Here is a 23,632-nt window from a genome sequence, read left to right as displayed (position 1 = left end):
TCGACTTTCGCTCCTACGCCTGCCCATGACGCGCTCCCCGCGACTCCACCCGCTTCCCCGCGTTGCCGCGACCGTGCTGCTTCTCGCCGCGTGCGTATCGCTCACGCGTGCCGCGCATGCCGCCAAGCCGCTGCTCGCATTCAAGGTCGACGACACCGTCACGGCCCGCGTCGAACGCGCGGACAGCGCGCACATCACCGTGCGCTTCCTGCCGAGCGGCAAGACGCAAACGCTCGACGTCACCGCCAGCGACGAGGAAGGCCACTATCACCTCTCGTCGGACGACTACAACTTCGACGGCCACCGCGATCTCGCCATGCACGCGACGCTCGGCATGGTCAACGACAGCTACGGCATCTACCTGTATGACGCCACGCGCCAGCAGTTCGCGCCGCTGCACATGCCGGCGAGCAACATGCCGCACGGCAACTGCGACGACCTGGTCAACGTGGTCGCGAAGCCGAAGGAGCGCACGCTGTACAGCTCGTGCCGCGGCGGCCCAATCTGGTACACCGATGCGTACCGCTACGATGCCGGCGGCAAGCTGTATCTGTACCAGTCCAGCGAAGCGATCCCCGACGACCTGCGCGACCTGCTCGACACCGATTCCGGCCCGTCGTCGATGCTGCTGACCTACGACGCACAAGGCAAGCGCGTGTCGCGCCGCCCCGACGCGTACGGCGGCGGCACCGTCACGTTCAAGGTGCGCCCGGCGCGACTGCCGCTGCACGACGCGATGAACGACGCACCCACGCGCCGCTACGTCGTCGCGGGCGACACGGTCGAGCTGATCGACACGAGCGCCGATTTCCAGTGGCTGAAGGTGCGGTATCGCAACCCGCACGCAGGCGCGGTGCAGGGCTGGGTCAGCGCGAAGGAGGCGATGGCCAACTGATGCACGCGGCGGCGTGATCGCCGCTCATTCCCACATATTGAGCGCGTCACGTCCCATTAATAGGGATGCCTGTCCAAATGTTGACGTGCTTCCCGCCACGGCTCTAACGTTCGCCCCAACGCCATTCGATTCGGCCGCCCCGCTCGCGGGTGACGGCCTGGCACAGAACACAGGAGACAACCGTGGCTCATTCCGCGTCGCGCACCCACGCCAATCAGCCGGAACAGTTGCCCGCACATGCCGGCATCGCATCCGATCCTGCCGCCCGTGCAGCCGCCGCGCAGACAACAACGCCCAGCCGCAAGCGGCTGCTGATCCTCGCGTTGCTGTTCGTCACAGTGGTGATCAACTATCTCGACCGCAGCAACCTGTCGATCGCCGCGCCCGCGCTGTTCAAGGAACTGAACATCGATCCGGTGCGCGCGGGCCTCGTGTTCTCCGCGTTCGGCTGGACCTACGCGCTGATGCAGATCCCGGGCGGCTGGCTCGTCGACAAGGTGTCGCCGCGCGTGCTGTATGCGGGCGCGCTCGCATTGTGGTCCGCCGCGACGCTGCTGCTCGGTTTCGCGGGCTCGTTCGTCGGGCTGATCGTGCTGCGCCTCGCAGTCGGTGCGCTCGAAGCGCCGGCGTACCCGATCAACAACCGGGTGGTGACGACCTGGTTCCCGACCCGCGAACGCGCAAGCGCGATCGGCGGCTACACGTCGGGGCAGTTCGTCGGTCTCGCGTTTCTCACGCCGGTGCTCGCCTGGCTGCAGGTGCATCTCGGCTGGCACATGGTGTTCGTCGCGACCGGCCTCGCCGGCATCGTCTGGGCCGCGATCTGGTATGCGGTATATCGCGAGCCGCGCGCGTTTCGCGGCGTCAACGCGGCCGAGATCGCACTGATCCGCGACGGCGGCGGCCTCGTGGATCTCGAAGACCGCGTCGCGGCGCGCACCGAACGCGCACCGTCGACGTGGCGCGACCTCGGCGTCGTGCTCGGCCGGCGCAAGCTGTGGGGCATCTATCTCGGCCAGTTCGCGCTGAACTCGACGCTGTGGTTCTTCCTCACGTGGTTCCCCACCTACCTCGTCAAGTATCGCGGGATGGATTTCATCAAGTCCGGCTTCCTCGCGTCGCTGCCGTTCCTCGCCGCGTTCGTCGGCGTACTGTGCTCGGGCGTGCTGTCGGACTGGCTGATGCGCCGCGGCGCATCGCAGGGCTTCGCGCGCAAACTGCCGATCATCTCGGGGCTGCTGATCTCGACCTGCATCATCGGCGCGAACTACGTGACGTCGACGGGCTGGGTGATCGCGTTCATGACGATCGCGTTCTTCGGCAACGGCTTCGCATCGATCACGTGGTCGCTCGTGTCGGGGCTCGCGCCTGCGCGGCTGATCGGCCTCACCGGTGGCGTGTTCAACCTGATCGGCAATCTTTCAGCGATCGCGACGCCGATCGTGATCGGGCTGCTGGTGGACGGCGCCGACTTCTCGCGCGCGATCACCTACATCGCCGCGATGGCGCTTGCGGGCAGCCTGTCGTACGGGCTGCTCGTCGGCAAGGTCGAACGTATCGACGCATAAGCGTCACGGGGGCGGCACGCGCGTGCCGCCCGGCCTTGCCACTAACCGCACGTCGCGTCAGAACCGCAGCGCCCCGTCGCGCGCGAGGTCGTGCGGATTGCCCGCCACGTAGTCGAGCGCGCACGCATCGGTATCGATGCCGACGGTCAGCAGCGTTTCCCAGCGCTCGGTGTCGGGCATCGACAGGTCCGGATGGAAACACACGACGGCCTGATCGCCGGCCGCCCCGCACATCGCCGCCGCGCGTTCGCGAAGCTCGGCGTGCGCACGCGCCGCGAGCTGTTCGACCGGGTGCCGGTCGACTGCTGAACGCGCGCCGCCGGCTTATGCGGCCAGCGCGGCCGCCTTGATGTTGAAGGCGCGCAGCAGGTCCTCGCAGAACGCGTCGACGATCGGCTTGTCGCTCGCGCTGCGCTTCATCGCGAGATGCAGCGGCACGTCGAAGCTGAACGTCGTGCGGCCGACGGCCTTCACGAGCCCGCGCTGCTCGAACGGCTCCGCGTAGTGCGCGGGCAGGTAGCCGAGATGGCCGCCCGACAGGATCAGGATCGTCGCGGCCTCGATGCTGTCCGCGCTCGCGGTCACGCGCCGCTCGGGCAGCGGATACTGCTCCTCCGGCACCGGATAGGTGCGCCACACCCAGTCGTGAAGCTGCAAATCGTCCGCGGTCACGGGCCGCGATGCATGGAACAGCGGATGCCCGCGCCCGCAGTAGATCACCTGCTGCTCGGTGAACAGCGGCGTGTAGAGCAGCCCGGGCACGCGATGCCAGAAATAGCCGATCGCGAGATCGAGCTGGTTGTTGACGAGGCTTTCCTCGAGCTCCTGCGGCGACGCGACCTTCATCGCGAACGTGACGGCCTGGTCGCGCTTGCGGAACGCGCCGATCGCGTCGGCCACGCGCGCGTTCTCGACGAGCGGCGCCTGGCCGATCAGGCCGATCGACAGCGTGCCGACCAGCTTGCGATCGATGTCGCGCACGCGCGCGACGAATTCGGAGGTGGCCGCGACAAGCGTGCGCGCGGTGGCCGCGAAGCGTTCGCCCTTCGACGTCAGGCGAAAGCCGCCGCGCCCGCGGTCGCACAGCTTGAAGCCGACGCGCGCTTCGAGCGCCGACAGCTGCGTGCTGATGGTCGACTGCCGCACGCCGAGCGATGCCTCGGCGGCCGTGATGCCGCGTGCGTCGACGACGGCCAGAAAAACCCGGATGAGCCGGAGATCGAGATCGGAGGTATTCGAGAACATGCTTCAAGCCGCTGCGCGTGTGCGCGTTACCCGGGCGGCCAGCCCGACGCGCATCGCGCGCCACGCTCGCCGCCTGCGCCGATGAACCGAACCGGACGCGCGCCGCCATCGGCAGCGGCGCGCGTCGCCACCGTCATTCAGATGCCACTGCGAGCGCGCGTTCCATGCCGAACACGGCCGGCCGCAGCCGCCGATAGCAGAGGAACGCCACCGCGCACAGCACGATCGCCGCAATCAGCGCCGACTGCGTGCCCGCGCGCTCGATCAGAGAGCCGCCCGCGACCGAACCGACGCCATAGCCGAGCGCGACGCAGCCCGGCGACAGCGCGGCCGACTTGCCGACCAGGTCGTACTGCGGAATCGTCGCGTAGATCAGCAGCGCGCCGCCGGTCCAACAGCCGATGAAGACGATCGCGCCGAGCGTGAACGTCGCGGCCGACGCCGGCAGCGCGAGCAGCACGGCCGCGACCGCGCAGCCGCCGAGGTTCACGAGCGCCCAGCGGCGCAGCCCCGCGCCCGCGCCGAGCTTCGGCATCGCCGCGCAGATCACGAGGCTCGCGACGTTCGCGGCGCCGAGCACGAGCGACACCGACCGGCCGCTCAGGCCGGCAGCGGTGCCGATTTTCTCGAGGAAGGTCCACACGACGCCGACTCCGCCGTACAGCGCGAGCTGCGCGCACAGCACGAGCATCGCGCCCTTGCGGTCGATGCGGCCGGCCACGCCGTCCGGCGCCGGTGCGGCCATCGTCTCGCCGCGGCGAAACAGCGGCGTCGCGAGCACGAACATGCCGAGCACGCACGCGACGAAGCCGAACACGCCGTGCGCGCCCCAGGTGTCGCTCAGCATCGGAAAAATGGTTGCGAGCAGCACCATGCTCCACGTCACCTGCCCCATCAGCATGATCCCGAGATTGCGTTCCGGCGCGCGCGAATACGACAGGTAGCGCAGCGCGATGCCGTTCAGCCCGCCCGAGCCGACGCCCGCGATGAACTGCAACGCCGAATACGCGACGAGCCCGTGCGTCGCGAGCGTGCCGAGGTTCGCGCCGGCCGCGAGCGTCACCGCCCCCGCGAGCACCCACCGCACCGGCTGGCGGCCGAGCACGAACGCGACGAGCAACGTGCCCGTCGATTCGCCGAGCACCTCGATGAAGCTCGACAGCCCGAGCGCCGCTTCGCCGAAGCCCCAATGACGCTCGACCTGCCCGACGATCGCGGGCAGGCCGAGGAAGACCGTCGGCCCGAGCATGCCGAGCAGCAGCATCACGACGACGAACAGCGCGCTTTCCTGCCGCGCTTCATCCTGCAGGTTGACTACATTCATCTGGTGTCTGTCTCCGTGTCCGCGGTGCGGACCGTCTCCTCTGGGGATCGTGTCTTGTCGTGTCGGCATGACGGGGCAGCCCGGCGCGGAGCGGCCCCGTCGCCGCTTACATCGGAAAGCCCATCGCCTTGATGCCGCTGATCCATGCGCGCTTCCAGCCGCCTTCCGCATCCGCGCCGTCGAACGCATGGAACGTGATCTTCGCGGCGACCCAGCGCATCGGCTCCGGCGGGATGTAGCTCGGGCTCTGGTTCGCGATGTCGAGCTTGCGCTCGGGGCTGTCGCGATCGAACAGGATGTTCAGGCCCATGAACGCGCCGAACCGGCTCGCCGCGACGCCGAAGCCCGTATAGCCGGCGACGAACACGGCCTTGTCGCCGAGGTAGCGCTTCGCGAATACCGAGCCGCGCGAGCAGTAGTCGATCGGGCCGCCCCACGCGTGCGAGAAGCGCACGTCGCACAGCTGCGGGAACGTGCGGTAGAACGCTTCCGCGAGCCGGTAGTACGTTTCGCGCCGGCCGTCCTGGTGCGGCTCCGGATCGCCGTCGAAGTGATAGCTCACCAGCCCGCCGAAGATGATGTTGTTGTGCTTCGTCAGCCGGAAATAGTTGAGCTGCGTGCGCGTGTCGTACACGCCCTGGCGGTTCTTCCAGCCGATCCGCGCGAGTTGCTCGTCGGTGAGCGGCTCGGTCGCGAGCACGTGGTCGCGCACCTGCATCACGCGGCGGTTGATGTCGGGAATCCCGACCTTCGCGGTGCCGCTGCCGAACACCACGCGCGGCGCGCGCACGCTGCCCTTCGGCGTCGTCACGAACACCGTGCTGCCTTCGTCGGCCAAGGTCACGAGCGGCGTGTGCTCGTAGAGCTTCACGCCGAGCTGCAGCGCCGCGCGCTTCAGCCCCCACGCGAGTTTCGCCGGATGCACGATGCCGCTGCGATTGCGCGACCACAGCGCACCCGCGAACAGCGGCGAATTCAGTTGTTCGAGCGTTTCCTCGCGGTTGAGCAGCACGACGTTGTGGCCGTACTCGCGATGCAGGTCGTAGTCGCCCTTCAGGTGCGCGATGTGCTCGGGATCGACCGCCACCGTCATCTCGCCGTTCCACTCGATGTCGGCGTCGATGTCGTAGCGCTTCAGCGTGTCCTCGAAGCCGTCGAGGTTGTGATGGCCGAATGCCTCGAGCTGCGCGATGTCGTTCGGGAACACGCGCACCGCGTTCGGCAGCCCGTGCATCACCGACGTCGAGATGATCCCGCCCGCGCGGCCCGATGCGCCATGCGCCACCTTGCCGGCCTCGATCAGCACCACGTTCAGGTGCGGCATCTGTTCCTTCGCCTGCACGGCCGCCCACAGCCCCGTGAAGCCACCGCCGACGATCAGCAGGTCGGCCGTCACGTCGCCGACGAGTTCCGGCTCGGTGGCCGGCGCCGCCGGGTTGTCGAGCCAGTACGGGAACAGCTTCGTATTCGCGAGCGCCGCCTCGACGCCCAGTGCGACCGGTGCGCCACGCATGGCGTGCGCCTGCTCCGGTGCAGTCTCTCTTGTCTTGACTTCCATTTCCATGATCCCAGCCATCACACGCGAAAAGCGAAACCGCCGCCAGGCGCGCGTCACACGGACGACGCGCCCTGCGGCGGCCCCGGACATCACGACTGCTCGAGCAGCACGTAGAACTTCTTCGCGTCCTCGATCGTCTCCCAGCGGCCCGCGAAGCCGGCCGGCAGCAGGTAGCCCTGGCCCGGCGTGAATTCCTTGCGGTTGCCTTCGACGTCAGTCAATGCGATCCGGCCCTCGACGAGCCACACGGCTTCGTCGGCCGCGGTTTCCGGAAACTCCACCGAGCCGGCTTTCCCTTCCCACCAGCCGATGATGTAGTTGCCGCTCTTGCCTTCCGCCGCGCGCCAGTCGCTCTCGTCCATGCCGAAGTCGAGCTTCGTGAATTCGCCGATGCCTGCGCCGAGCGGCAGGATGTCCTTGATCAGTTTGGTCATGTGAATCTTTCGTCTCTCGATTGAAAAAAGCAGAGACAAAGTTACTCATTTACACTGCCCCGGTATGCCCCCCTCCGGGGGGGACAAGCCGTGTTTTCCGGGGCGAACGGGTCGGCAGGACAACCGACGGTGTTTCCCCCTAATGACGTTTTTCGTTGCGAACGCTACAATCCGCCGGCTTTTCACCCGGGGAACCGCATGCTGCTCAACGTGAACCCCTTCCACCGCGACAACGACCGCTTCAACGTGTCGTTCAAGGCGCTGGGCGAGCTGATCGAGACGGTCGGCACGCCGCACTTCGTGCCGCGCCTCACGCAACTGCTCAATGAAGTCGTGCCGCTCGACGTCGCGCACGTCGAACGTTCGCGCGTCGACGGCTCGATGCCCACCGGCTATCGATGCGAATGGATCGGCAGCAGCGGCATCGATACCGAATCCACCGAAATCTCCGACGTGATGACGCTCTACTACGAGCGCTTTCTCGACAGCGACCCGCTGTTCGCGGGGCTGCGCGGCAAGACGGGCACGATGCTCGTGGTGCGCGACATCGCGGCGATCCCGCCCGGCGAATTCCGCCAGCGGTTGTTCGACGACGTGCGGATCGGGCACGAATGCGTGCTCGCGCGCGGCACGCGCTATTCGCAGCATTCGATCGCGCTGGAGCGCGGCCGCGACCGGCCGCCGTTCACGCTCGCCGAGATGAACCGCTTTCGCAGCATCAGCGACGTGCTGTTTCCGCTGCTCGAACTGCATGCGTCGACCACGGCCGTGCGGCGCGTCGCGCACCCGACGCCCGAAGTCCACCCGCTCGCGCAATTCGATGCGCGGATCGCGGCCGACGGCGTGAAGCTGTCGAAGCGCGAATACGAAACCTGCAAGCACCTGCTCTCCGGCAAGACCGTGCCGGAGACGGCCGAGATCCTCGGCGTGCGGGTCGCGTCGGCCGAGTCGTACGTGAAGCGCGCATTCGCGAAGCTCGGCGTGCGCACGAAGCGCGAACTCGCCGCGTGGGGGTCGGCCGCCACGGCGTTCCCTTCCGCCGGCGCGCACGACGGCACCGCGCCGCCGGGCATCCCGCGCTGACACACCGGCCGCGCCGCACGGCCGCGTTCGGTTACGCCGCGTCGATGCGGCGGCGCCGCTTGCATCGAAGCCCGTCGATGTAAACGTTGCGACTTCAAAATCTTCGCGTGCGTGTTCTCCTCTACCATCGGCCGATCGCTTGACCTCAAATAAAGGAGACGGCCCATGCCCCGCGAACTGAATCAACCGATGGGCGGCAACGAAATGCCGCGCTTTGGCGGCATCGCCACGATGATGCGGCTGCCGCAAGCCGCGACGACCGACGGCCTCGACGTGTGCTTCGTCGGCGTGCCGCTCGACCTCGGCACGTCGAACCGCTCGGGCTCGCGCTTCGGCCCGCGCCAGATCCGCACCGAATCCGTGCTGCTGCGCCCGTACAACATGGCCACGCGCGCGGCCCCGTTCGATTCGCTGCAGGTGGCCGACATCGGCGACGTCGCGACCAACCCGTACGACCTGAAGGACTCGGTGCGCCGCATCGAGGAGGCGTACGACGAGATCGTCGCGAACGGCTGCCGGCCGATCACGCTCGGCGGCGACCACACGATTGCGTGGCCGATCCTGCGCGCACTGCACAAGAAGTACGGCAAGGTCGCCGTCGTGCACGTCGACGCGCACGCGGACGTGAACGACACGATGTTCGGCGAGAAGATCGCGCACGGCACGCCGTTCCGCCGCGCGGTGGAAGACGGCCTGCTGCAATGCGACAAGGTCACGCAGATCGGCCTGCGCGGCACCGGCTACCACGCGGACGATTTCGACTGGTGCCGCGAGCAGGGCTTCACCGTCGTGCAGGCCGAGGAATGCTGGAACAAGTCGCTCGCGCCGCTGATGGCGCAGGTGCGCGAACGCGTCGGCGACACGCCGGTCTACCTGAGCTTCGACATCGACGGCCTCGATCCGTCGTTCGCGCCCGGCACCGGCACGCCCGAAATCGGCGGCCTCACCATCCAGCAGGGCCTCGAGATCGTGCGCGGCATGAAGGGGCTGAACATCGTCGGCGCCGACCTCGTCGAAGTCGCGCCGCCATACGATCCGGCCGGCACCACCGCGCTCACCGGCGCGAACCTCGCGTTCGAGATGCTCTGCGTGATGCCGGGCGTCGCCTACCGCTAACCCGACCGACAGGATGACCTTCATGTCCACCGCCGAGCTTTCCCGCTCCACCGCCACGTTCGTGCTGCCCGCAGCGCACATCGCCGGCCAGCCCGTGCGCACACATGCCGATGCGCCCGGCGCGCCGATCTTCGACGCGTCGACCGGTGCCGCGATCGGCTGGCAGGAATTCGCGACGGCCGCGCACGTCGATGCCGCGGTGCGCGCCGCGCGCGATGCGTTCGCCGGCTGGCGCGATACGCCGCCCGCCGAACGCGGCCGCATTCTCGCGACGATCGCCGCGCGCGTCGAAGCCTCGCGCGATCGCCCGGCGGCGCTGCAGATGCAGGTGAGCGGCAAGCCGCCGTTCGAGGCCGACGCCGATGTCGGCGACGTGGCCGCCACGTTCGCGTACTACGCGAAGCTGTGCGAGGACCCGGCGCTGTTCGCCGCCGAACCGGTCGCACTGCCGAGCGACGCCGTCACGGCCGAACGCTTCTACGACTCCGTCGGCGTCGCGGCGCTCGTCATGCCGTGGAACTTCCCGATGGTCACGACCGCGTGGAAGCTCGCGCCCGCGCTCGCAGCGGGCTGCGCGGTCGTGCTGAAGCCGTCCGAACTCACGTCGCCCACCGAGCACGCACTGCTCGACATCGTCGCCGAAGCCGGTGTGCCGGCCGGCATCGTCAACGTCGTGAACGGCGGCGCCGAAGTCGGCGCGGCGCTGACCGCGCACCCGCTGATCGACAAGATCTCGTTTACCGGCAGCACCGCGGCCGGCCGCAAGGTCATGCAGGCCGCGGCCGTCGACATGAAGCGCGTGACGCTCGAACTCGGCGGCAAGTCGTCGCTGATCGTGCGCGACGATGCCGATCTCGACGTCGCGGTGTCGCTCGCCGTCGCGGGCGCCTTCACGAACGCGGGCCAGATGTGCTCGGCCACCGCGCGCATCCTCGTGCACGACAGCGTGTACCGCAGCTTCATGGCCGCGTTCGAGACGGCCGTGCGCGCGCTCGTCGTCGCGCCGCCGGCCGCGGAACAGGTCGCGATGGGGCCGCTGATCTCCGCCGCGCAGCGTACGCGCGTCGAAGCGATGCTCCAGCAAGGCATCGAGGCGGGCGCACGCGTCGCGTTCAGCGGCCGCGTGGCGGATGCCGGCGGCGACGGCTTCTTCATGGCGCCCGTCGTGATCGCCGAGCCGGCCGCCGACAACCCGCTGTGGACCGACGAAGTGTTCGGCCCCGTTGCGTGCGTGAAATCGTTCCGCACCGACGACGAAGCGATCGCGCTCGCGAACGACACGCGCTACGGGCTCGTCGCGACCGTCGTCACACGCGATGCGGTCATCGCGAAGCAATTCCAGCAGCGCGTGCGCGCAGGGCTCGTGTGGATCAACGCGCCGCAGCTCATCTACCCGCACGTGTGCTGGGGCGGCTTCGGGCTCAGCGGGATCGGGCGTGAACTCGGCGTGGCGGGGCTGCGAAGCTATCAGGAACTGCGCCACGCGATGCGCGCGATCGACTGACGACGACTGACCAGTGGGGCCTTCCAGGCCGTTGGCGGCACCGTGTCTCGTGGCACGGTGCCGTTTTTTTATCGATTTCCGGAAAGAGGCCCCGGGCAGCCGGGCAACCTTAGGGTATTCGTTACCTTTTTCCGGATCTCTTCCGACCGGCAACTCACGTAACGGCCATGCATTTTTTGACTTCGATCAAGAAAATCGCGCAGATCGGCATGCGCAAACGTGTGCAACACAGGCATCACGCGCGATGCGTGGAATCACGGGTTCAGTTGTCCGGACGATCGCCGTTATTGCATCAACACCCGTCGATCGACGTCTTCTTGCAGCGAATCGACGCCGTCGCGGGCATGGAGCGGAACAACCGGACGTCCCGCTCGCTTTTCGACAACGGATGCAGCAGCGCAAGTCGCGGACGAGGTAATCATGTTTGTAGCCATCGGGTGGATCGTCGTCATCGGGTCGGTGATCGGCAGTTTCGTCGGCGTGGGCGGCCATGTGCCGGCCCTGCTTCAACCATTCGAGCTCCTATGCATTTTCGGCGCGGCGCTCGGTGCGTTCGTCGTCAGCAATCCGGTCACGACGCTGAAGAAGACGCTCAAGAGCCTGCCCACCTGTTTCAAGGGCGGCGGCTACACGAAGCAGCAATACGTCGAACTGATCGCGCTGCTGTACGAACTGCTGCAGAAGGCGCGCAAGGACGGCATGATGGCGCTCGAGGCCGACGTCGATGCGCCCGAGCAAAGCCCGCTGTTCCAGAAGTATTCGCACGTGCTCGAAGACCATCACCTGCTCGATTTCATCGTCGACTATCTGCGGATGATGTCGAGCGGCAACGTGAACGTGCTGGAGATGCAGGACCTGATGGACGAGGAACTGCATACGCACCACGCTGAGGCATCGGTCGCGGCCAATGCGATCCAGAAGATGGCGGACGGCCTCCCGGCGTTCGGCATCGTCGCCGCGGTGATGGGGGTCGTGCATACGATGGGCTCGGTCGGCGCGCCGCCCGCCGTGCTCGGCAAGATGATCGCCGGCGCGCTCGTCGGCACCTTCCTCGGCATCCTGCTCGCGTATGGCTTCGTCGGCCCGCTCGCGGATCTGCTCAACGCGAAGGGCCGCGCGGCGGCCAAGCCGTTCCACTGCGTGAAGGCCGTGCTGCTCGCGTCGATGAGCGGCTACGCACCGGCGGTGGCGGTGGAATTCGGCCGCAAGGTGCTGTTCACCGCCGATCGCCCGAGCTTCAAGGAGCTCGACGAGGCCGTGCGCGCGACGAAGTCGCCCAAGGCCGCGTAACGGGGGCACCATGGCCGACAGTCGCTCCAATCCGCCGAAACAGGCTCCGCTCGTCGTCGTGCGCCGCAGGAAAAGCGAGGACCACGACGCCCACCACGGCGGCGCCTGGAAAATCGCGTACGCCGATTTCGTCACGGCGATGATGGCGTTCTTCCTGCTGATGTGGCTGCTCGGCTCGGTGTCCAAGTACGACAAGCAGGGGATCGAGGACTACTTCAACACGCCGCTGTCGACCCTCCTCTCCGGCGGGAAAGACGGGCAGGCGCCGCGCCCGAGCGTCGTGCAGGGTGGCGGCCGCGACATGACGAACCCGGCGCCGGCGATCGACACCCAGGCGCAACCGGTGCCGGCCAGCTCGCCCGCGGCACTCGCCGGCATCGTCGATACGCAAAAGCTCGAACGCCTGAAGGCGAAGCTGAGCGCGGCGATCGCACATAGCCCGTCGTTGCGCGCGTACCAGGACCAGATCCGGATCGCGATCACCAACGAGGGCCTGCGCATCGAGATCGTCGATTCGCTGAAGCGACCGATGTTCGCGTCGGGTAGTGCGCAGCCTGAAAGCTACGCCACCGCGATCCTCTCCCAGATCGGGACGACACTCGACGATGTCGAAAACCGCGTGTCGATCGCGGGGCATACCGACTCGACGCCGTATTCCGGCGGCTCGACCGGCTATTCGAACTGGGAGCTGTCCAGCGATCGAGCGAACGCCGCGCGGCGCGCGCTGGTCGCGGGCGGGTTGCGGGAGGAGAAGCTGCTCCAGGTGCGCGGGCTTGCGGATGTCCTGCCGCTCGACAAGAACGTGGCGGACGAGCCGACCAATCGCCGCATCAGCATCCTCGTGATGAACAATGCCGCCGAGCAGGCTTTCTTTCACGACGGTGGCCGGGCGACCGTGGACGAGACGGCGGGCGCGCGGGCCGCGGCGCTGCCGGCGGCGGTTACGCGAGGGCACTAGACGCATTGGCATTCACGACTTCGGGGCGGACGCGCGCGACCCTCGCGCGCCGCGTCGTGCCCGGCAGCATGCCGCCGGAGCGCATCGACGTATTGTTCGTCGGGCGGTGTGTCGAGGAGGTGATCTCGCATCCCGCGCCGGCATCGCTCCCCGTTTCGCATGCAGCCTCCACCTCAGCCTCTCCCCCGCCTCAGTGCCGCTCACCGACGATTCAACCGCGCTCTGCTGACCGCGCCGCGCGGCCTGGCGTCGTGATTTTCCCGGAATTTCGTGCGTTATATTCCGTGGTATATTTCGCCAATCTTTCGCGCATCCGTCCCCGGCCCGACCCTGCCGGACAGAGGTCAACATGCACGCTCCGCCCTTTCGCCTGTCCCGCACGGCGGATCTCTCGTCGCCCGGCGGCAACCTGCCCGCGGCAACCGGCACGCGGATCGACGCATGCTGCGCGCGGTCGAGCGCGCAACCGACCGAGCCGAAGCGCCGCACGCGCCTGTCCGAACTCGATGCGAACCTGCACTGCTCGATCATCGGCACCTGCCTGACCACGCACGAACTGCGCAAGCTCGTGCCGAAATTCACCGACCTCGATCGCCGGCACGCGACCGATCTGGAGATCCATCACGCGGCCGTCGAACTCGCCATCGACGGCACGGCCGGTGCCAAGGCGTTGCACAAGGCGCTCGACGAGCGCTACGCCGGCGCGATCCGCGCGTTCGACAGCGCGAAGGATGCGGACGAACTCCTCGCGCGCTGGAACGAAGCGCTGAAGAGCGGCGACATTCCGCCCGCTTACTGGGCGCTGATGACACATCCGCGCACGACGATGGGCGTGCGCCAGGCCGCGTTCGGCGACCTGCACATGCTGTCGCACCTGGTCGGCGCGGCCAATCGCGCCGATATCCGGCGGCTGGTCGCGCTGGAGGAAGAGAATGCAGCGCTGCACGCGACGATCGAACGGCAGCAGGTGCGCCTGCACGAACTGAGCGCGCAGCGCGACGCGGCGCGCCAGGAACTCGATACCCTTGCCGCGCGCCGGAACGCGCAGCCGGTGGCGGCGGACAGCGCCTTGCGTGACGAAGTGCACGAACTGCGCGAAGCACTGGCCGCGCGCGACGAACGGCTCGCGCTGCACACGAGCCGCCGCGAGGCGGCCGAGCAGCGGATCGCCGCGGAACAGGCGAGCGCCCGCGCGATGCGCGCGCGGCTCGACGAACTGACGGCGATGGTCAAGACGCTGCGCGCCGAAGCGAGCGCGATCGAACTGGCGGTGCAGGCGTCGGCGGACGATCCGGCCGAATGCGCGGCCGATCCGCCGTCGCTCCTTCACGGTACGCGTCTGGTGTATGTCGGCGGGCGCCCGGGCTCCAATCGCGCGATCAAGCGGATCGTCGAAACGGCGGGCGGCGAGGTGACGCTGCACGACGGCGGCATCGAGGATCGCAAGGGCCTGCTGGCCGCTGCGCTACCGGGCGCGCGGATGGTCGTGTTCCCGGTCGACTGTATCGACCACGATTCGATGAACCTGCTCAAGCGCATCTGCGAACGCCACCACATCGCGTACTACCCGCTGCGGACGGCGAGCGTCGCGAGTTTCGTCGAACTGATCGGGCGGCTCGATGCGCAGGCGCGCGATGTGACGGCGCCGGATGCCGCCACGGGCGACGCGTCGCGCTTTTGCCTGCGGCACGGTTGAGGTCAGGTTCGTTTCGCGGCAGGCGTTGCGCGTTGGCCCTCAGGGCGCCAGTGAAAGCCCGTCGTCAGCCTGCGGAGGCTCTGCGGGAACACACACGTTCAGCACGCCCTTAACGCCGGACCATTTTCGTGAGCGCGGCGATGTCGTCGGCACACGCCGCGTAAGCGCGCGCCTCGATCCCGCGATAGAGGCGGATGATCTCCTCGCCGACCGGCGTAAGCACGCTGCCGCCGCCGCTCTGCCCGCCATGTTCGGACACCGTCGCCGGCGATTTCAGCGAGCGGTTCAGCTCGTCCATCAGCAACCACGCACGCCGGTACGACATCTTCAGGCTGCGCGCCGCCGCCGAAATCGAACCGTGCTCGCGCACGGCTTCGAGCAGCGCGACCTTGCCCGGCCCGAGCGCGATCGTGTCGGCTTGCTGGATACGCATCCTGAACCGCACCTCAGGCTTGGGGTGTGCCGGTTTCTTCATGTTGTCCCGCCCTTTGAACGATGCGGGCAAGCATACACGACGGCCGGTGCGGCGCGCGACGGCTCAGACCTCGAGCACGCGCGCGACGATGCCGGCCAGCCGCTTCACGTGGCGCGGTGCGGGCAAGAGGTCGGCGCCCGAAAACAACAGCGGCGCGCCGTCGTCGATCGACAGCGGCGCATCGCCGCATTCGAACGCGACGATCACGTGTTCGCCGACGGGCGTGTTGAACAGTTCATGCCACGAAAATGTGACCGCGTAGCCGTCGTGCGCATGCGCGATGAACACCATGCGCTTGAAGTCGCCCGGCGCGTCGTTGCGCAGCCCGGCCGCGTCGAGCAGGTCTTTCAGCCGCGCGCCGCGATACGGCGCGACTGAACGGATGAAGCGGTTCGTCGTGAAGCAGCGCAGGTCGAACGGCTCAGCCGTCGCGCTCGCGTGCCGGCGCAGGTCGTCGAGCGTCACCGTCATCGGCCGCTCGAATGCGCCCGTCAGCGCGATCGAGCCTGCCGCCGCCTGATGCGCCGAAGGCGCCGCCGTCCCTGCCATCTCCATCGCCCGCCTCCATGACGGCCCGCCGGTGAGCGGGCCTGCGTTGTATCGGCGGATATATTACGCCGCTAAAAAGCCGGCCGACAGAAGGTGCGCCGCATGGGCGGCATAACGGCGGCCGATCGAGGCGGAATTCGGCATAGAGCACCTGCTCGGCATCGAGCGCGATACCGCTGACGGCACGCTGGGTGATGCATTTACCAGGCGCAGTACGGGCGTGCCGAGCTTCCGCGAAGGGAAGATCGTGCGCACCACCGAGTGGCTGGAATCACTCGGCTCCGCGTCGTCCGATTTCGATCGCACCTACTTCTACAGCGATTCGTTGACATCCTCCCCCGCCTGAAGACACACGGGGGATTCCTACCGCGTCTGAAATGATGATGCTTATCTCAGATCGCCTCGGCGGGTTCCTGCTTCACGGAGCGGCCCGACTGCACCGTCTCTCCACAGGCTGCAACGCGGTGTCCCCGCGCCAGAATGTTCAGAGCACCGACGACATCGGCGTTCTCCTCGTAACTGCATTCGACACAGGCGAATTTTTCCTGCGTGGTCCGGTTATCCGCACTCACGTATCCACAAGCCGGACACGTCCGGCTTGTATTCGCGGCGGAACCGCCACGAGCCAGCCGCCATTCCAGGCCAGCTTGTATTCCAACTGCCGCCTGAACTCGAACCACCCTTGGTCGAGGATCGCCTTGTTCAGACCGGACTTGGCCCGAACATTTTTGCCAGGCGCATCGGTGCTGCCTGCCGCCGACCTGGACATGTTCCGAACCTGCAAGTCCTCGATACACACCATCGCGTGGTTTTTGCTGATCGTGGTCGTGGCCTTGTGCAGGTAGTCGCGGCGAGCATTTCCGATGCACGCATGGATGCGCTGGACGCTGGCCTTGGCTTTTTTCCAGTTATTGCTGAACTTGACCTTGCGGCTCATCGCACGTTGGCATCGGCGCAGACGAGCCTCGTGTTTCCTGAAACTGTTGAGCGGTGCGACAAACGTGCCGTCGCTCATCGTGGCGAAGCGGGCGATACCCACATCGATGCCGATCACGCTGGTGGCATGGGGCACCGGCTGCTCGACCTCGCGCTCGGTCTGGATCGAGACACACCACTTGCCCGCGTTGAAGCTGACCGTTGCGTTGCGCAGTTCGCCCGGCACGGGACGCGACAGCCTCAGCCGCATCCAGCCCAGCTTGGGCAGGAAAATGCGCCCATTGGGCTGGTCGAGCTTGAATTGCTTGGGATCCGGGTAGCGAAAACTGTCGCGCTGGCCGCGCTTCTTGAACTTCGGAAACGCCGTTCGCTTGGCGAAGAAGTTCTTGTAGGCCCGCTCCATGTCCTTGAGGGCGTGTTGCAACGGGTGAACGGGGGCATCCTTGAGCCATGGCGTTTCGCCTCCGTTACGCCACTCCGTCAGATGCTTGGCCATTACTACGTAGCCAATGAACTTGCCGCCCGCCTCGTAGTTCTCCTTCTGCAACGCCAGTGCCTTGTTGTAGACGAACCGGCACGATCCGGCGAAGCGGCGCATATCGCGCTGCTGCTCGCCGTTCGGCATCAGTTCGAACTTAAAGGCCTGGAGTCGTCGCATCGGACGATTGTATGTCTGGCCCACAAGAGCGAGTCAAGCCATTCGACGCGGTCGCAATTACGTCTCTCAAGTGCTACTCGAGCATTCGTAAAAAGTTGTAGGGCGGCGCGCTGGAGTCTCTGTCTTACATTGCCGGAAGTTGTGGCGGAGCGCCGGTCGAAATCGTTCGCAAACACATCGACATCGACCAACAGAAAACGCCCCACTAGCCGCCCGAAAGGACGCCTACGGCGTCCGCGCTATCCTTCATCGCCTTGAAGTACGATGTTTGACGCGCATACAGATCAACGACGTGCCGCTGCTGGACTACGTCACGCATCCGGTCGCCACCAATCCCGACGCGAAGCTGTTGCACGTGGCAGGCACGCGCGGCTGGCCTGTCATGAAGTTGTTCTGATTCGGGCGATATTCTCTGCTGTCCATTTTTCATGTCTGGAGGGGTAATGAAATACGGAGCACGCAGCAACAGTCTCGATCATTCAGGAATCCGACTCGAATCGGATCGAAAGCATATCGTCAACTCGTATCGGTCGGAAAGCCGCTTCCCGCACTGGCGCGGCGTTTTCATGATCGCACTCCTGTGCACGCTGGCCGCTTGCGGCGACGGTGACTCCGGCACCGCGGCCAGCATGGCGGCCGCGCGCGCAGCCGCACCAGGCTCGGCGTCCACACCCGTCCTGCACTGCGCGAGCGCGTGCCACTGACCGACGCCGGCCCGCGGGCCAGCAATCCACGACAGAGAGCGATCATGCAAAACAAACCCACGACACGACGTCAATTCATCGCCGACGCGCTGAAGCTCGCCGGCGCCACCGCGATCACGGGCATGCTGCCCGACAGCATCGCGCGTGCGCAGGCCATTCCGGCAGCCACCGTGACCGGCACGATCCAGGACGTGAAGCACGTCGTGATCCTGATGCAGGAAAACCGCTCGTTCGACCACTACCTCGGCATGCTGGGCGGTGCGCGCGGCTTCGGCGATCCGCGGCCGGCCGTGATTTCGAGCGGGTATCCGGTGTGGCGGCAGCCCTGGATGCTGTCCTACGTGTTCCCGTTCAACCCGTCCCCGCCTTTCGGCACGGCGAACGGCGACACCTACTACGGCGACCTCCCTCACGACTGGGGCACCACGCACAGCGCCTGGAACAACGGCCGCTATGACAACTGGACCGCCGCGAAGACCAGCGGCACGATGTACTACTTCACGCAGAACGACATTCCGTTCTACTACGCGCTGGCGAGCGCGTTCACGGTGTGCGATGCGTACCACTGCTCGATGCTCGGCCCGACGGACCCGAACCGCCTGTATCTGTGGACCGGGTGCTGCGGCAACGTCACCGGCTATTCGCCATACACCACCAATACGATGACGGGCACCGGCTGGACCACGATGCCGGAGCGCCTGAACACGGCCGGCGTCACGTGGAAGTTCTACCAGGACAAGGGCAACGGCCTCGATGCCGGCCATGGCTACGGCGAATACAACGGCTCCAAAAGCGATCTCTGGTGGAACGGCAATTACGGCGACAACGTCATCCTGAACTTCAGGCAGTACCAGAACCTCGGCGCCAGCGATCCGCTCGCGCCGGCGCTCAACGGCACGCAGATCGACCCGTCAGGCGGCGGCAAGGAATACGACACGAACCTCTTCAGCCAGCTGCGGGCCGACGTCGCCAACGGCACGCTGCCGCAGGTATCGTGGATCGCCGCACCGTACGCGTACAGCGAGCATCCGTCGTGGGCCGCGAGCGGCGGCGAATGGTACGTGAGCAACGTCCTCAATGCGCTGACGTCGAATCCGGCGGTTTGGGCCAGCACGGTGCTGCTCGTCATGTACGACGAGAACGACGGGCTGTTCGATCACGTGCCGCCGGCCGTCCCCGCCAGCTCCGCTGCCGGCACCGGGCAGTCGACGGTCTCGACGGCCGCCGAATTCGTCTCCGGCAGCGGCGCCGCATCGGACGGCTCGGCCAGCGGCGACGTGCCGATCGGGCTCGGCCCGCGCGTGCCGATGTTCGTGATCTCGCCGTGGTCGAAGGGCGGCAAGGTCAATTCGCAGGTGTTCGATCACACCTCGGTGATCCGCTTTCTGGAGGCGCGCTTCGGGCTGCAGGAAACCAACATCACGCCGTGGCGGCGCACGGTGTGCGGCGACCTGACGTCGGCCTTCGATTTCTCGAACGCCGACCAGGCGGTTCCCGCGATCCAGCCGCCCGCGAGCAACATGAACCCGAACGGCCCGGCCGTCCTGATCCCCTACCCGACCACCACCGCGGTGCCGGCCCAGGCGGCCGGCCGCAGCACCGCGTGCCGCCTGCCCTACGAGTTCTTCGTGCAAGGCAAGGTCAACCGCGCCGGCCGCGCGCTCGCGCTGACGATGACCAATACCGGCACCGCGGGCGTGCACCTGCAGGCCTGGGTCGACGGCACGAGCACGATCCCCCGGCACTACACGATCGCGGCCGGCACGAACCAGTGCGCGAACCTGTCGGACTCGCTCGCGCTAACCAGCGGCGGCGGCTACGACTATTCGATCTACGGACCGAATGGTTTCCTGCAGACGTTCCGCGGCAGCATCGGTTCGTCGGGCAACACGGGTTCGACCGCCGAAATCAGCCTGTGCTACGACGTCGCGAACGGCAACGTGCAGATCACGCTCGACAACTCGGCGGGCGCCAGCGCGACCACGTTTCAGCTCACCGACAACGCCTACGGGATGAACACGAGGCAGTCGTTCACCGTCGCCGCCGGCGCGACGCAAGCGGTCACGTGGTACGGCGACGGCGGCTGGTATGACGCCAGCATCCGCGACGCGAACGATCCGAACTTCCTGCGTCGGGTGGCCGGTTGCGTGCAGACGCAATCCGGCACGCTGCTCACGGATTCGGCGATCGGCAATACCAGCAAGAAGTTCGTCGCGTCGCTCGCGTCGCAGGGCTCGACGTTCGGCACGTTGCGGTTCGACTACGTCGCGCCGCCGTGGAGCCACAGCCCGAAGAACTGGGTGGGTATCTTTGCGCGTGGTGCGCAGCCGACCAAGGGCAGCTACAAGTCGTGGGCGTACCTGCCGAAGAGCACGGGTTCGTTGCTGTTCTCGTCCACGGCCAACAGCACGCTGGGCTCGGGGCAGTACGATGCGTGGTACCTGTTCGACGACGGCTACACGCCGCTCGCGGGCCCCGTCACGATCACGATCTGACGGCGTGGCCGGACCGCGTCGGCCGCCCGCACGGGGCCGACGCGCACTCGGGCGCGACGTCCCCCGTTGCGCCCGAATGCTTTCGATGTTTCGCTCGACAGTGGCACGAACTTCGTGCGCGTCCAGTTCGCCCACACGAGAGCCGCCGCGATCGCATCCCGCGCGCCAACGCCGACCCTCTCGAGGTCGCGCACCCCTTGCCTGCCGATGTTCGCGAGACTCACGCCGAATGCGGGCGGCCCACCGTTCGGGAACCGCATGTTCGTGTATGCGGCACTCGATGCGCTCACCAGGCCAACGCCGAAATCCAGCATAATCAGGCGATCGAACGAGCGCCTCAGCCGGCGCCTGGACTCCGCACACGTTTGCGCGACTGTCCGGTTCATCGCCTGAGCGCGCTCCACCGCCACGGACGCAACCTGTCTGTGCCTGTCTCGCGCGCGGCGAATTGTGCAGGTGCAAAAAATCGAAGCAGGAACACACTCGATGCGGCGCATATCATGGCGCCGGCGATCGCATCACGGACACCACCACGCATCCCGCAGAAGACAGGACACCGACACATGGACCGAGCCGAGCACATCAGCATCGAACAGACGAGCGGGCTGCCCGCCGACGAACTGGACCGATGCGACTTCTCGTTCGACATCGCCTGGGAATTGAATGCGCCGTATCAGGACTTGCTCGATCTGCGCGCGCTGCCTGCACGCCGCAAGAACTACGGCTTCGATCCGGCCGGCTGGGCGGACGAGGCGACCGGCAAGACGGCGCTCTTTCATGCGACGGCCGGCGGCCGGCTCGCCGGGTTCGTGGCCATCGGCCAGAGCTGGAACGGGATGGCGGAGATCGCGGAGCTGGCCGTCGACCGCCAGTATCGGCGGCAAGGGATCGGGCAGTTGCTGCTGGCGACGGCCGAATCGTGGGCGCGCAGCCACGGGTTCGGCTTCATGCGGCTGGAAACGCAGTCGAACAACATCGCCGCGTGCAGCACGTATGCCCGCTCGGGCTTCGTGCTGGGCGGACACGATCGCCTGCTGTACGCGGACGACGAGAACGACGGCGAAGTGGCGCTGTTCTGGTACAAGGACCTGCGTGACGGGCAGACCGCACGCATCCGTACGGTCGACCCGGAGTCGGTGCGGCCGGCGCGCTGACGCGCGGCTGCCCGCGCGTCATGGCCGAATCATGGCCGAATCATTGCCGCTTTACGCCCGCGTCGCGACGATGAACAGGCGCGGGAACGGCAGCAGCACGGTGCCGTCAGCGAGCGCCGGATAGCCGCCCGGGCCGGCGACCGCATCGCGATACTGCGCGAGAAACGCCGCGCGCTCGCCATCGTCGAGCGCCGCGAGGAACGGTCGCAGCGCGCTGCCCTTGAACCACTCGACGACCGCGTCGGCACCGCCGCGCAGCGGGTGGTAGTAAGTCGTGCGCCACACGTCCACCCGCGAGCACAACGGCGACAGCAGCGCGTGGTAGTAGCGCGCATCGAACCGCTCGGTACGCGCAGCACCCTTCAGCTTGTCCGCCCACGGCCCGGCCGCGGCGACTTCGCGCATCAGCCGGTGCGCGGGTTCGTCGAGGTTGTCGGGCATCTGCACCGCGAGATGGCCGCCCGGCGCGAGCCGGCCGACAAGTGCCGGAAACAGCGTGTCGTGGGCGGGCACCCATTGCAGCACCGCATTCGCGAGAATCAGGTCGTAGCCGCCCGGATCGTCCCATGTCGAAATATCGACGACATCGAATCGCACGTCCGGCAGGCGCTTGCGCGCGGCGTCGATCATGTCCGCCGACGCATCGATCCCGTGGACCGTTGCGTGCGGCGCACGTGCGATCAGCGCCTCGGTCGAATTGCCGGGCCCGCAGCCGATGTCGATCGCGGTATGGATCGGCGTGTTCGGCACGGCGGCCAGCAGGTCGCGGATCGGCCGCGTGCGTTCGTCCTCGAATTGCACGTACTGCGCAGCGTATCGATCGAGTGGGGTCGTCATGTCGTTTCTCCTGGTCGGCGTGGACGGCGTGGCCTTCCATGCGCGTGGGATGCCGGTGGCCGTCGATGCACCGCATTCTGCGATCGTCACGGAGTTCAGTAAAATGAATTTAATATCGTGATTGATTCATATATCTAATGAAAATCGATACGCTCGGTGTCCAGGCCTTCGTCGCAATCGCCGACGGCGGCAGCTTCCGGCAGGCAGCCGACACGCTGCACGTCACGCAGACGGCCATCACGCAGCGGCTGCGCAAGCTCGAAACCTTCCTCGGCGTCGCGCTCGTCGAGCGCACCACGCGCCGCACCACACTCACCGAAATCGGCCGGCGTTTCCTGCCGCAAGCGCGCCGGCTGCTGAACGAGCTGTCCGATGCGCTCACCGAAATTCGCGAAACCGGCCTGAGCCAGCGTGGCGACGTCACGATTGCGTGCGTGCCGACGGTCGGCGTGCAATACCTGCCCCGCATCCTGCGCGCGTTCTCCGCGCACCGGCCGCACGATCGCGTGAAGATCCTCGATCATGCGTCGGCGTCCGTCCTGCAGGCCGTGCTGCATCGCGAAGCCGAGTTCGGCATCGGCATCGCCGGCGATCAGCATCCCGAACTGGTCAACGTGCCGCTGACGAGCGATCCGTACGTGCTGGTGTGCCGCGACGATCATCCGCTCGCGAAGCGGCGGCGGCGCATTCGCTGGGCCGCACTGCAGCCGCACCCGCTGATCTTCGCCGGCGAAGTGAGCGGCAATCGCGGGCTGCTCGACGGCGCGCTGAAGACGAGCGGCGTATCGCTGCATTCGTTCTACGAGGTCCAGCGCAGCTCGACGGCGCTCGGGCTCGTCGCGGAAGGGCTCGGCGCGGCCGTGGTGCCGAAGCTCGCGATCCAGAAGAACGCGTATCCGATGATCCGCACGATCGAGCTCGTCGAGCCGGCGGTGTCGCGCACGCTCGTGCTCGTCACGCGCAGGAGCGCGCAATTGTCGCCGGCCGCCCGTGCGTTGTACGACATGATCGTCGAACAGGCAACACCCTGACGATAGTGTCAGGGGTGCGTCACGAAGCAGCGCCTTCGCGGTAGTATCGCCACACGCGGTCGCGACGGCCGGTGCCTACCCGGCACCGCGCGCGTCATGCCACCACTGCAACGGCCGTTCCT

At 67.1% G+C, this 23,632-nt stretch carries 21 protein-coding genes and 4 pseudogenes; 15 read left to right on the top strand and 10 right to left on the bottom strand.

Annotated features, from left to right (window positions below):
* The first annotated feature begins 25 nt into the window (after nt 1–25).
* Both LXE91_RS27025 and LXE91_RS27020 read left to right on the top strand, forming a co-directional pair.
* Nucleotides 26–895, top strand: a complete 870-nt coding sequence (locus LXE91_RS27025) for an XAC2610-related protein (protein ID WP_039353982.1) — start codon at nt 26–28, stop codon at nt 893–895.
* Between the two features lie 182 nt (nt 896–1,077).
* The gene (locus LXE91_RS27020) at nt 1,078–2,463 is read left to right on the top strand and encodes an MFS transporter (RefSeq protein WP_039353979.1); all 1,386 of its coding nucleotides are present in this window, start codon (nt 1,078–1,080) and stop codon (nt 2,461–2,463) included.
* 57 nt (nt 2,464–2,520) lie between these two features.
* Here LXE91_RS27020 and LXE91_RS27015 read toward each other — a convergent pair whose 3' ends face one another.
* From LXE91_RS27015 to LXE91_RS26995, 5 genes are all read right to left on the bottom strand, one after another.
* Entirely contained in the window at nt 2,521–2,643 is a 123-nt protein-coding gene (locus tag LXE91_RS27015; RefSeq protein ID WP_256093561.1) for a hypothetical protein, read from the bottom strand.
* 144 nt (nt 2,644–2,787) lie between these two features.
* The gene (locus LXE91_RS27010) at nt 2,788–3,708 is read right to left on the bottom strand and encodes a LysR family transcriptional regulator (RefSeq protein WP_039353976.1); all 921 of its coding nucleotides are present in this window, start codon (nt 3,706–3,708) and stop codon (nt 2,788–2,790) included.
* A gap of 133 nt (nt 3,709–3,841) precedes the next feature.
* A complete protein-coding gene (locus tag LXE91_RS27005; protein ID WP_039353973.1) occupies nt 3,842–5,032 on the bottom strand; it encodes an MFS transporter in 1,191 nt (396 codons plus the stop codon).
* Between the two features lie 106 nt (nt 5,033–5,138).
* A complete protein-coding gene (locus tag LXE91_RS27000) occupies nt 5,139–6,596 on the bottom strand; it encodes an NAD(P)/FAD-dependent oxidoreductase (RefSeq protein ID WP_039354599.1) in 1,458 nt (485 codons plus the stop codon).
* Nucleotides 6,597–6,679: 83 nt separating this feature from the next.
* Nucleotides 6,680–7,024 carry a cupin domain-containing protein gene (locus LXE91_RS26995; RefSeq protein WP_039353971.1) on the bottom strand — a complete coding sequence of 115 codons (345 nt, stop codon included), beginning with the start codon at nt 7,022–7,024 and terminating at the stop codon, nt 6,680–6,682.
* 198 nt (nt 7,025–7,222) lie between these two features.
* On the opposite strand from LXE91_RS26995, the gene LXE91_RS26990 reads away from it, so the two are divergent.
* The 6 genes from LXE91_RS26990 to LXE91_RS26965 all read left to right on the top strand — a co-directional run bounded on the left by LXE91_RS26990 (nt 7,223) and on the right by LXE91_RS26965 (nt 14,671).
* On the top strand, nt 7,223–8,107 hold the full coding sequence (locus tag LXE91_RS26990) for a helix-turn-helix transcriptional regulator (RefSeq protein ID WP_039353968.1): 885 nt from the start codon (nt 7,223–7,225) through the stop codon (nt 8,105–8,107).
* A gap of 165 nt (nt 8,108–8,272) precedes the next feature.
* Complete coding sequence (gene speB, locus LXE91_RS26985; protein ID WP_039353965.1) at nt 8,273–9,223, top strand: agmatinase; 951 nt, start codon at nt 8,273–8,275, stop codon at nt 9,221–9,223.
* 22 nt (nt 9,224–9,245) lie between these two features.
* The gene (locus tag LXE91_RS26980; protein WP_278068136.1) at nt 9,246–10,727 is read left to right on the top strand and encodes an aldehyde dehydrogenase family protein; all 1,482 of its coding nucleotides are present in this window, start codon (nt 9,246–9,248) and stop codon (nt 10,725–10,727) included.
* Between the two features lie 420 nt (nt 10,728–11,147).
* Nucleotides 11,148–12,017 (top strand): flagellar motor stator protein MotA, encoded by an 870-nt coding sequence (motA, locus tag LXE91_RS26975; RefSeq protein ID WP_039353960.1) that lies wholly within the window; start codon nt 11,148–11,150, stop codon nt 12,015–12,017.
* Between the two features lie 10 nt (nt 12,018–12,027).
* Nucleotides 12,028–12,975 (top strand): flagellar motor protein MotB, encoded by a 948-nt coding sequence (gene motB, locus LXE91_RS26970; protein WP_039353959.1) that lies wholly within the window; start codon nt 12,028–12,030, stop codon nt 12,973–12,975.
* 349 nt (nt 12,976–13,324) lie between these two features.
* Nucleotides 13,325–14,671: a DUF2325 domain-containing protein gene (locus LXE91_RS26965; RefSeq protein WP_039353956.1), complete on the top strand. Its 1,347-nt coding sequence runs from the start codon at nt 13,325–13,327 to the stop codon at nt 14,669–14,671.
* Nucleotides 14,672–14,780: 109 nt separating this feature from the next.
* Here LXE91_RS26965 and LXE91_RS26960 read toward each other — a convergent pair whose 3' ends face one another.
* The 3 genes and pseudogenes from LXE91_RS26960 to LXE91_RS26950 all read right to left on the bottom strand — a co-directional run bounded on the left by LXE91_RS26960 (nt 14,781) and on the right by LXE91_RS26950 (nt 17,289).
* Nucleotides 14,781–15,104: a winged helix-turn-helix domain-containing protein gene (locus LXE91_RS26960; RefSeq protein ID WP_034188511.1), complete on the bottom strand. Its 324-nt coding sequence runs from the start codon at nt 15,102–15,104 to the stop codon at nt 14,781–14,783.
* 105 nt (nt 15,105–15,209) lie between these two features.
* Nucleotides 15,210–15,701 carry a molybdopterin-dependent oxidoreductase gene (locus LXE91_RS26955; protein WP_039353952.1) on the bottom strand — a complete coding sequence of 164 codons (492 nt, stop codon included), beginning with the start codon at nt 15,699–15,701 and terminating at the stop codon, nt 15,210–15,212.
* Nucleotides 15,702–16,087: 386 nt separating this feature from the next.
* Nucleotides 16,088–17,289, bottom strand: a pseudogene (locus LXE91_RS26950) (RNA-guided endonuclease InsQ/TnpB family protein).
* Nucleotides 17,290–17,363: 74 nt separating this feature from the next.
* Between LXE91_RS26950 and LXE91_RS43770 the strand changes: the two are divergent.
* The 4 genes and pseudogenes from LXE91_RS43770 to LXE91_RS26935 form a co-directional block, all read left to right on the top strand.
* A pseudogene (locus LXE91_RS43770) lies at nt 17,364–17,498 on the top strand (IS200/IS605 family transposase); the annotation flags it as partial.
* 74 nt (nt 17,499–17,572) lie between these two features.
* Nucleotides 17,573–17,686: pseudogene (locus tag LXE91_RS26945) on the top strand (HAD-IB family hydrolase); the annotation flags it as partial.
* A gap of 169 nt (nt 17,687–17,855) precedes the next feature.
* Nucleotides 17,856–17,993 (top strand): hypothetical protein, encoded by a 138-nt coding sequence (locus LXE91_RS26940; protein WP_223274263.1) that lies wholly within the window; start codon nt 17,856–17,858, stop codon nt 17,991–17,993.
* Nucleotides 17,994–18,037: 44 nt separating this feature from the next.
* Nucleotides 18,038–20,488 (top strand): phosphocholine-specific phospholipase C, encoded by a 2,451-nt coding sequence (locus tag LXE91_RS26935; protein ID WP_039353946.1) that lies wholly within the window; start codon nt 18,038–18,040, stop codon nt 20,486–20,488.
* Between the two features lie 50 nt (nt 20,489–20,538).
* Here the strand turns inward: LXE91_RS26935 and LXE91_RS43765 are convergent.
* A pseudogene (locus tag LXE91_RS43765) lies at nt 20,539–20,793 on the bottom strand (porin); the annotation flags it as partial.
* A 258-nt stretch (nt 20,794–21,051) separates the two neighbouring features.
* Between LXE91_RS43765 and LXE91_RS26925 the strand changes: the two are divergent.
* Nucleotides 21,052–21,642, top strand: a complete 591-nt coding sequence (locus LXE91_RS26925) for a GNAT family N-acetyltransferase (protein WP_039353940.1) — start codon at nt 21,052–21,054, stop codon at nt 21,640–21,642.
* Nucleotides 21,643–21,693: 51 nt separating this feature from the next.
* Here the strand turns inward: LXE91_RS26925 and tam are convergent, their stop codons facing one another.
* Nucleotides 21,694–22,479: a trans-aconitate 2-methyltransferase gene (tam, locus tag LXE91_RS26920; protein WP_039353938.1), complete on the bottom strand. Its 786-nt coding sequence runs from the start codon at nt 22,477–22,479 to the stop codon at nt 21,694–21,696.
* Between tam and LXE91_RS26915 the strand changes: the two genes are divergently transcribed.
* A complete protein-coding gene (locus LXE91_RS26915; RefSeq protein WP_256093562.1) occupies nt 22,478–22,600 on the top strand; it encodes a hypothetical protein in 123 nt (40 codons plus the stop codon). The genes tam and LXE91_RS26915 overlap by 2 nt on opposite strands.
* 16 nt (nt 22,601–22,616) lie before the next feature.
* Nucleotides 22,617–23,510: a LysR family transcriptional regulator gene (locus LXE91_RS26910; RefSeq protein WP_046196719.1), complete on the top strand. Its 894-nt coding sequence runs from the start codon at nt 22,617–22,619 to the stop codon at nt 23,508–23,510.
* Nucleotides 23,511–23,632: the final 122 nt, after the last annotated feature.

The sequence above is a fragment of the Burkholderia contaminans genome, from assembly GCF_029633825.1.
In the GTDB taxonomy this organism is placed as follows: domain Bacteria; phylum Pseudomonadota; class Gammaproteobacteria; order Burkholderiales; family Burkholderiaceae; genus Burkholderia; species Burkholderia contaminans.
The sequence above is the reverse complement of the archived record's forward strand: the minus strand, read 5'-3'. Positions and strand labels throughout refer to the sequence as shown.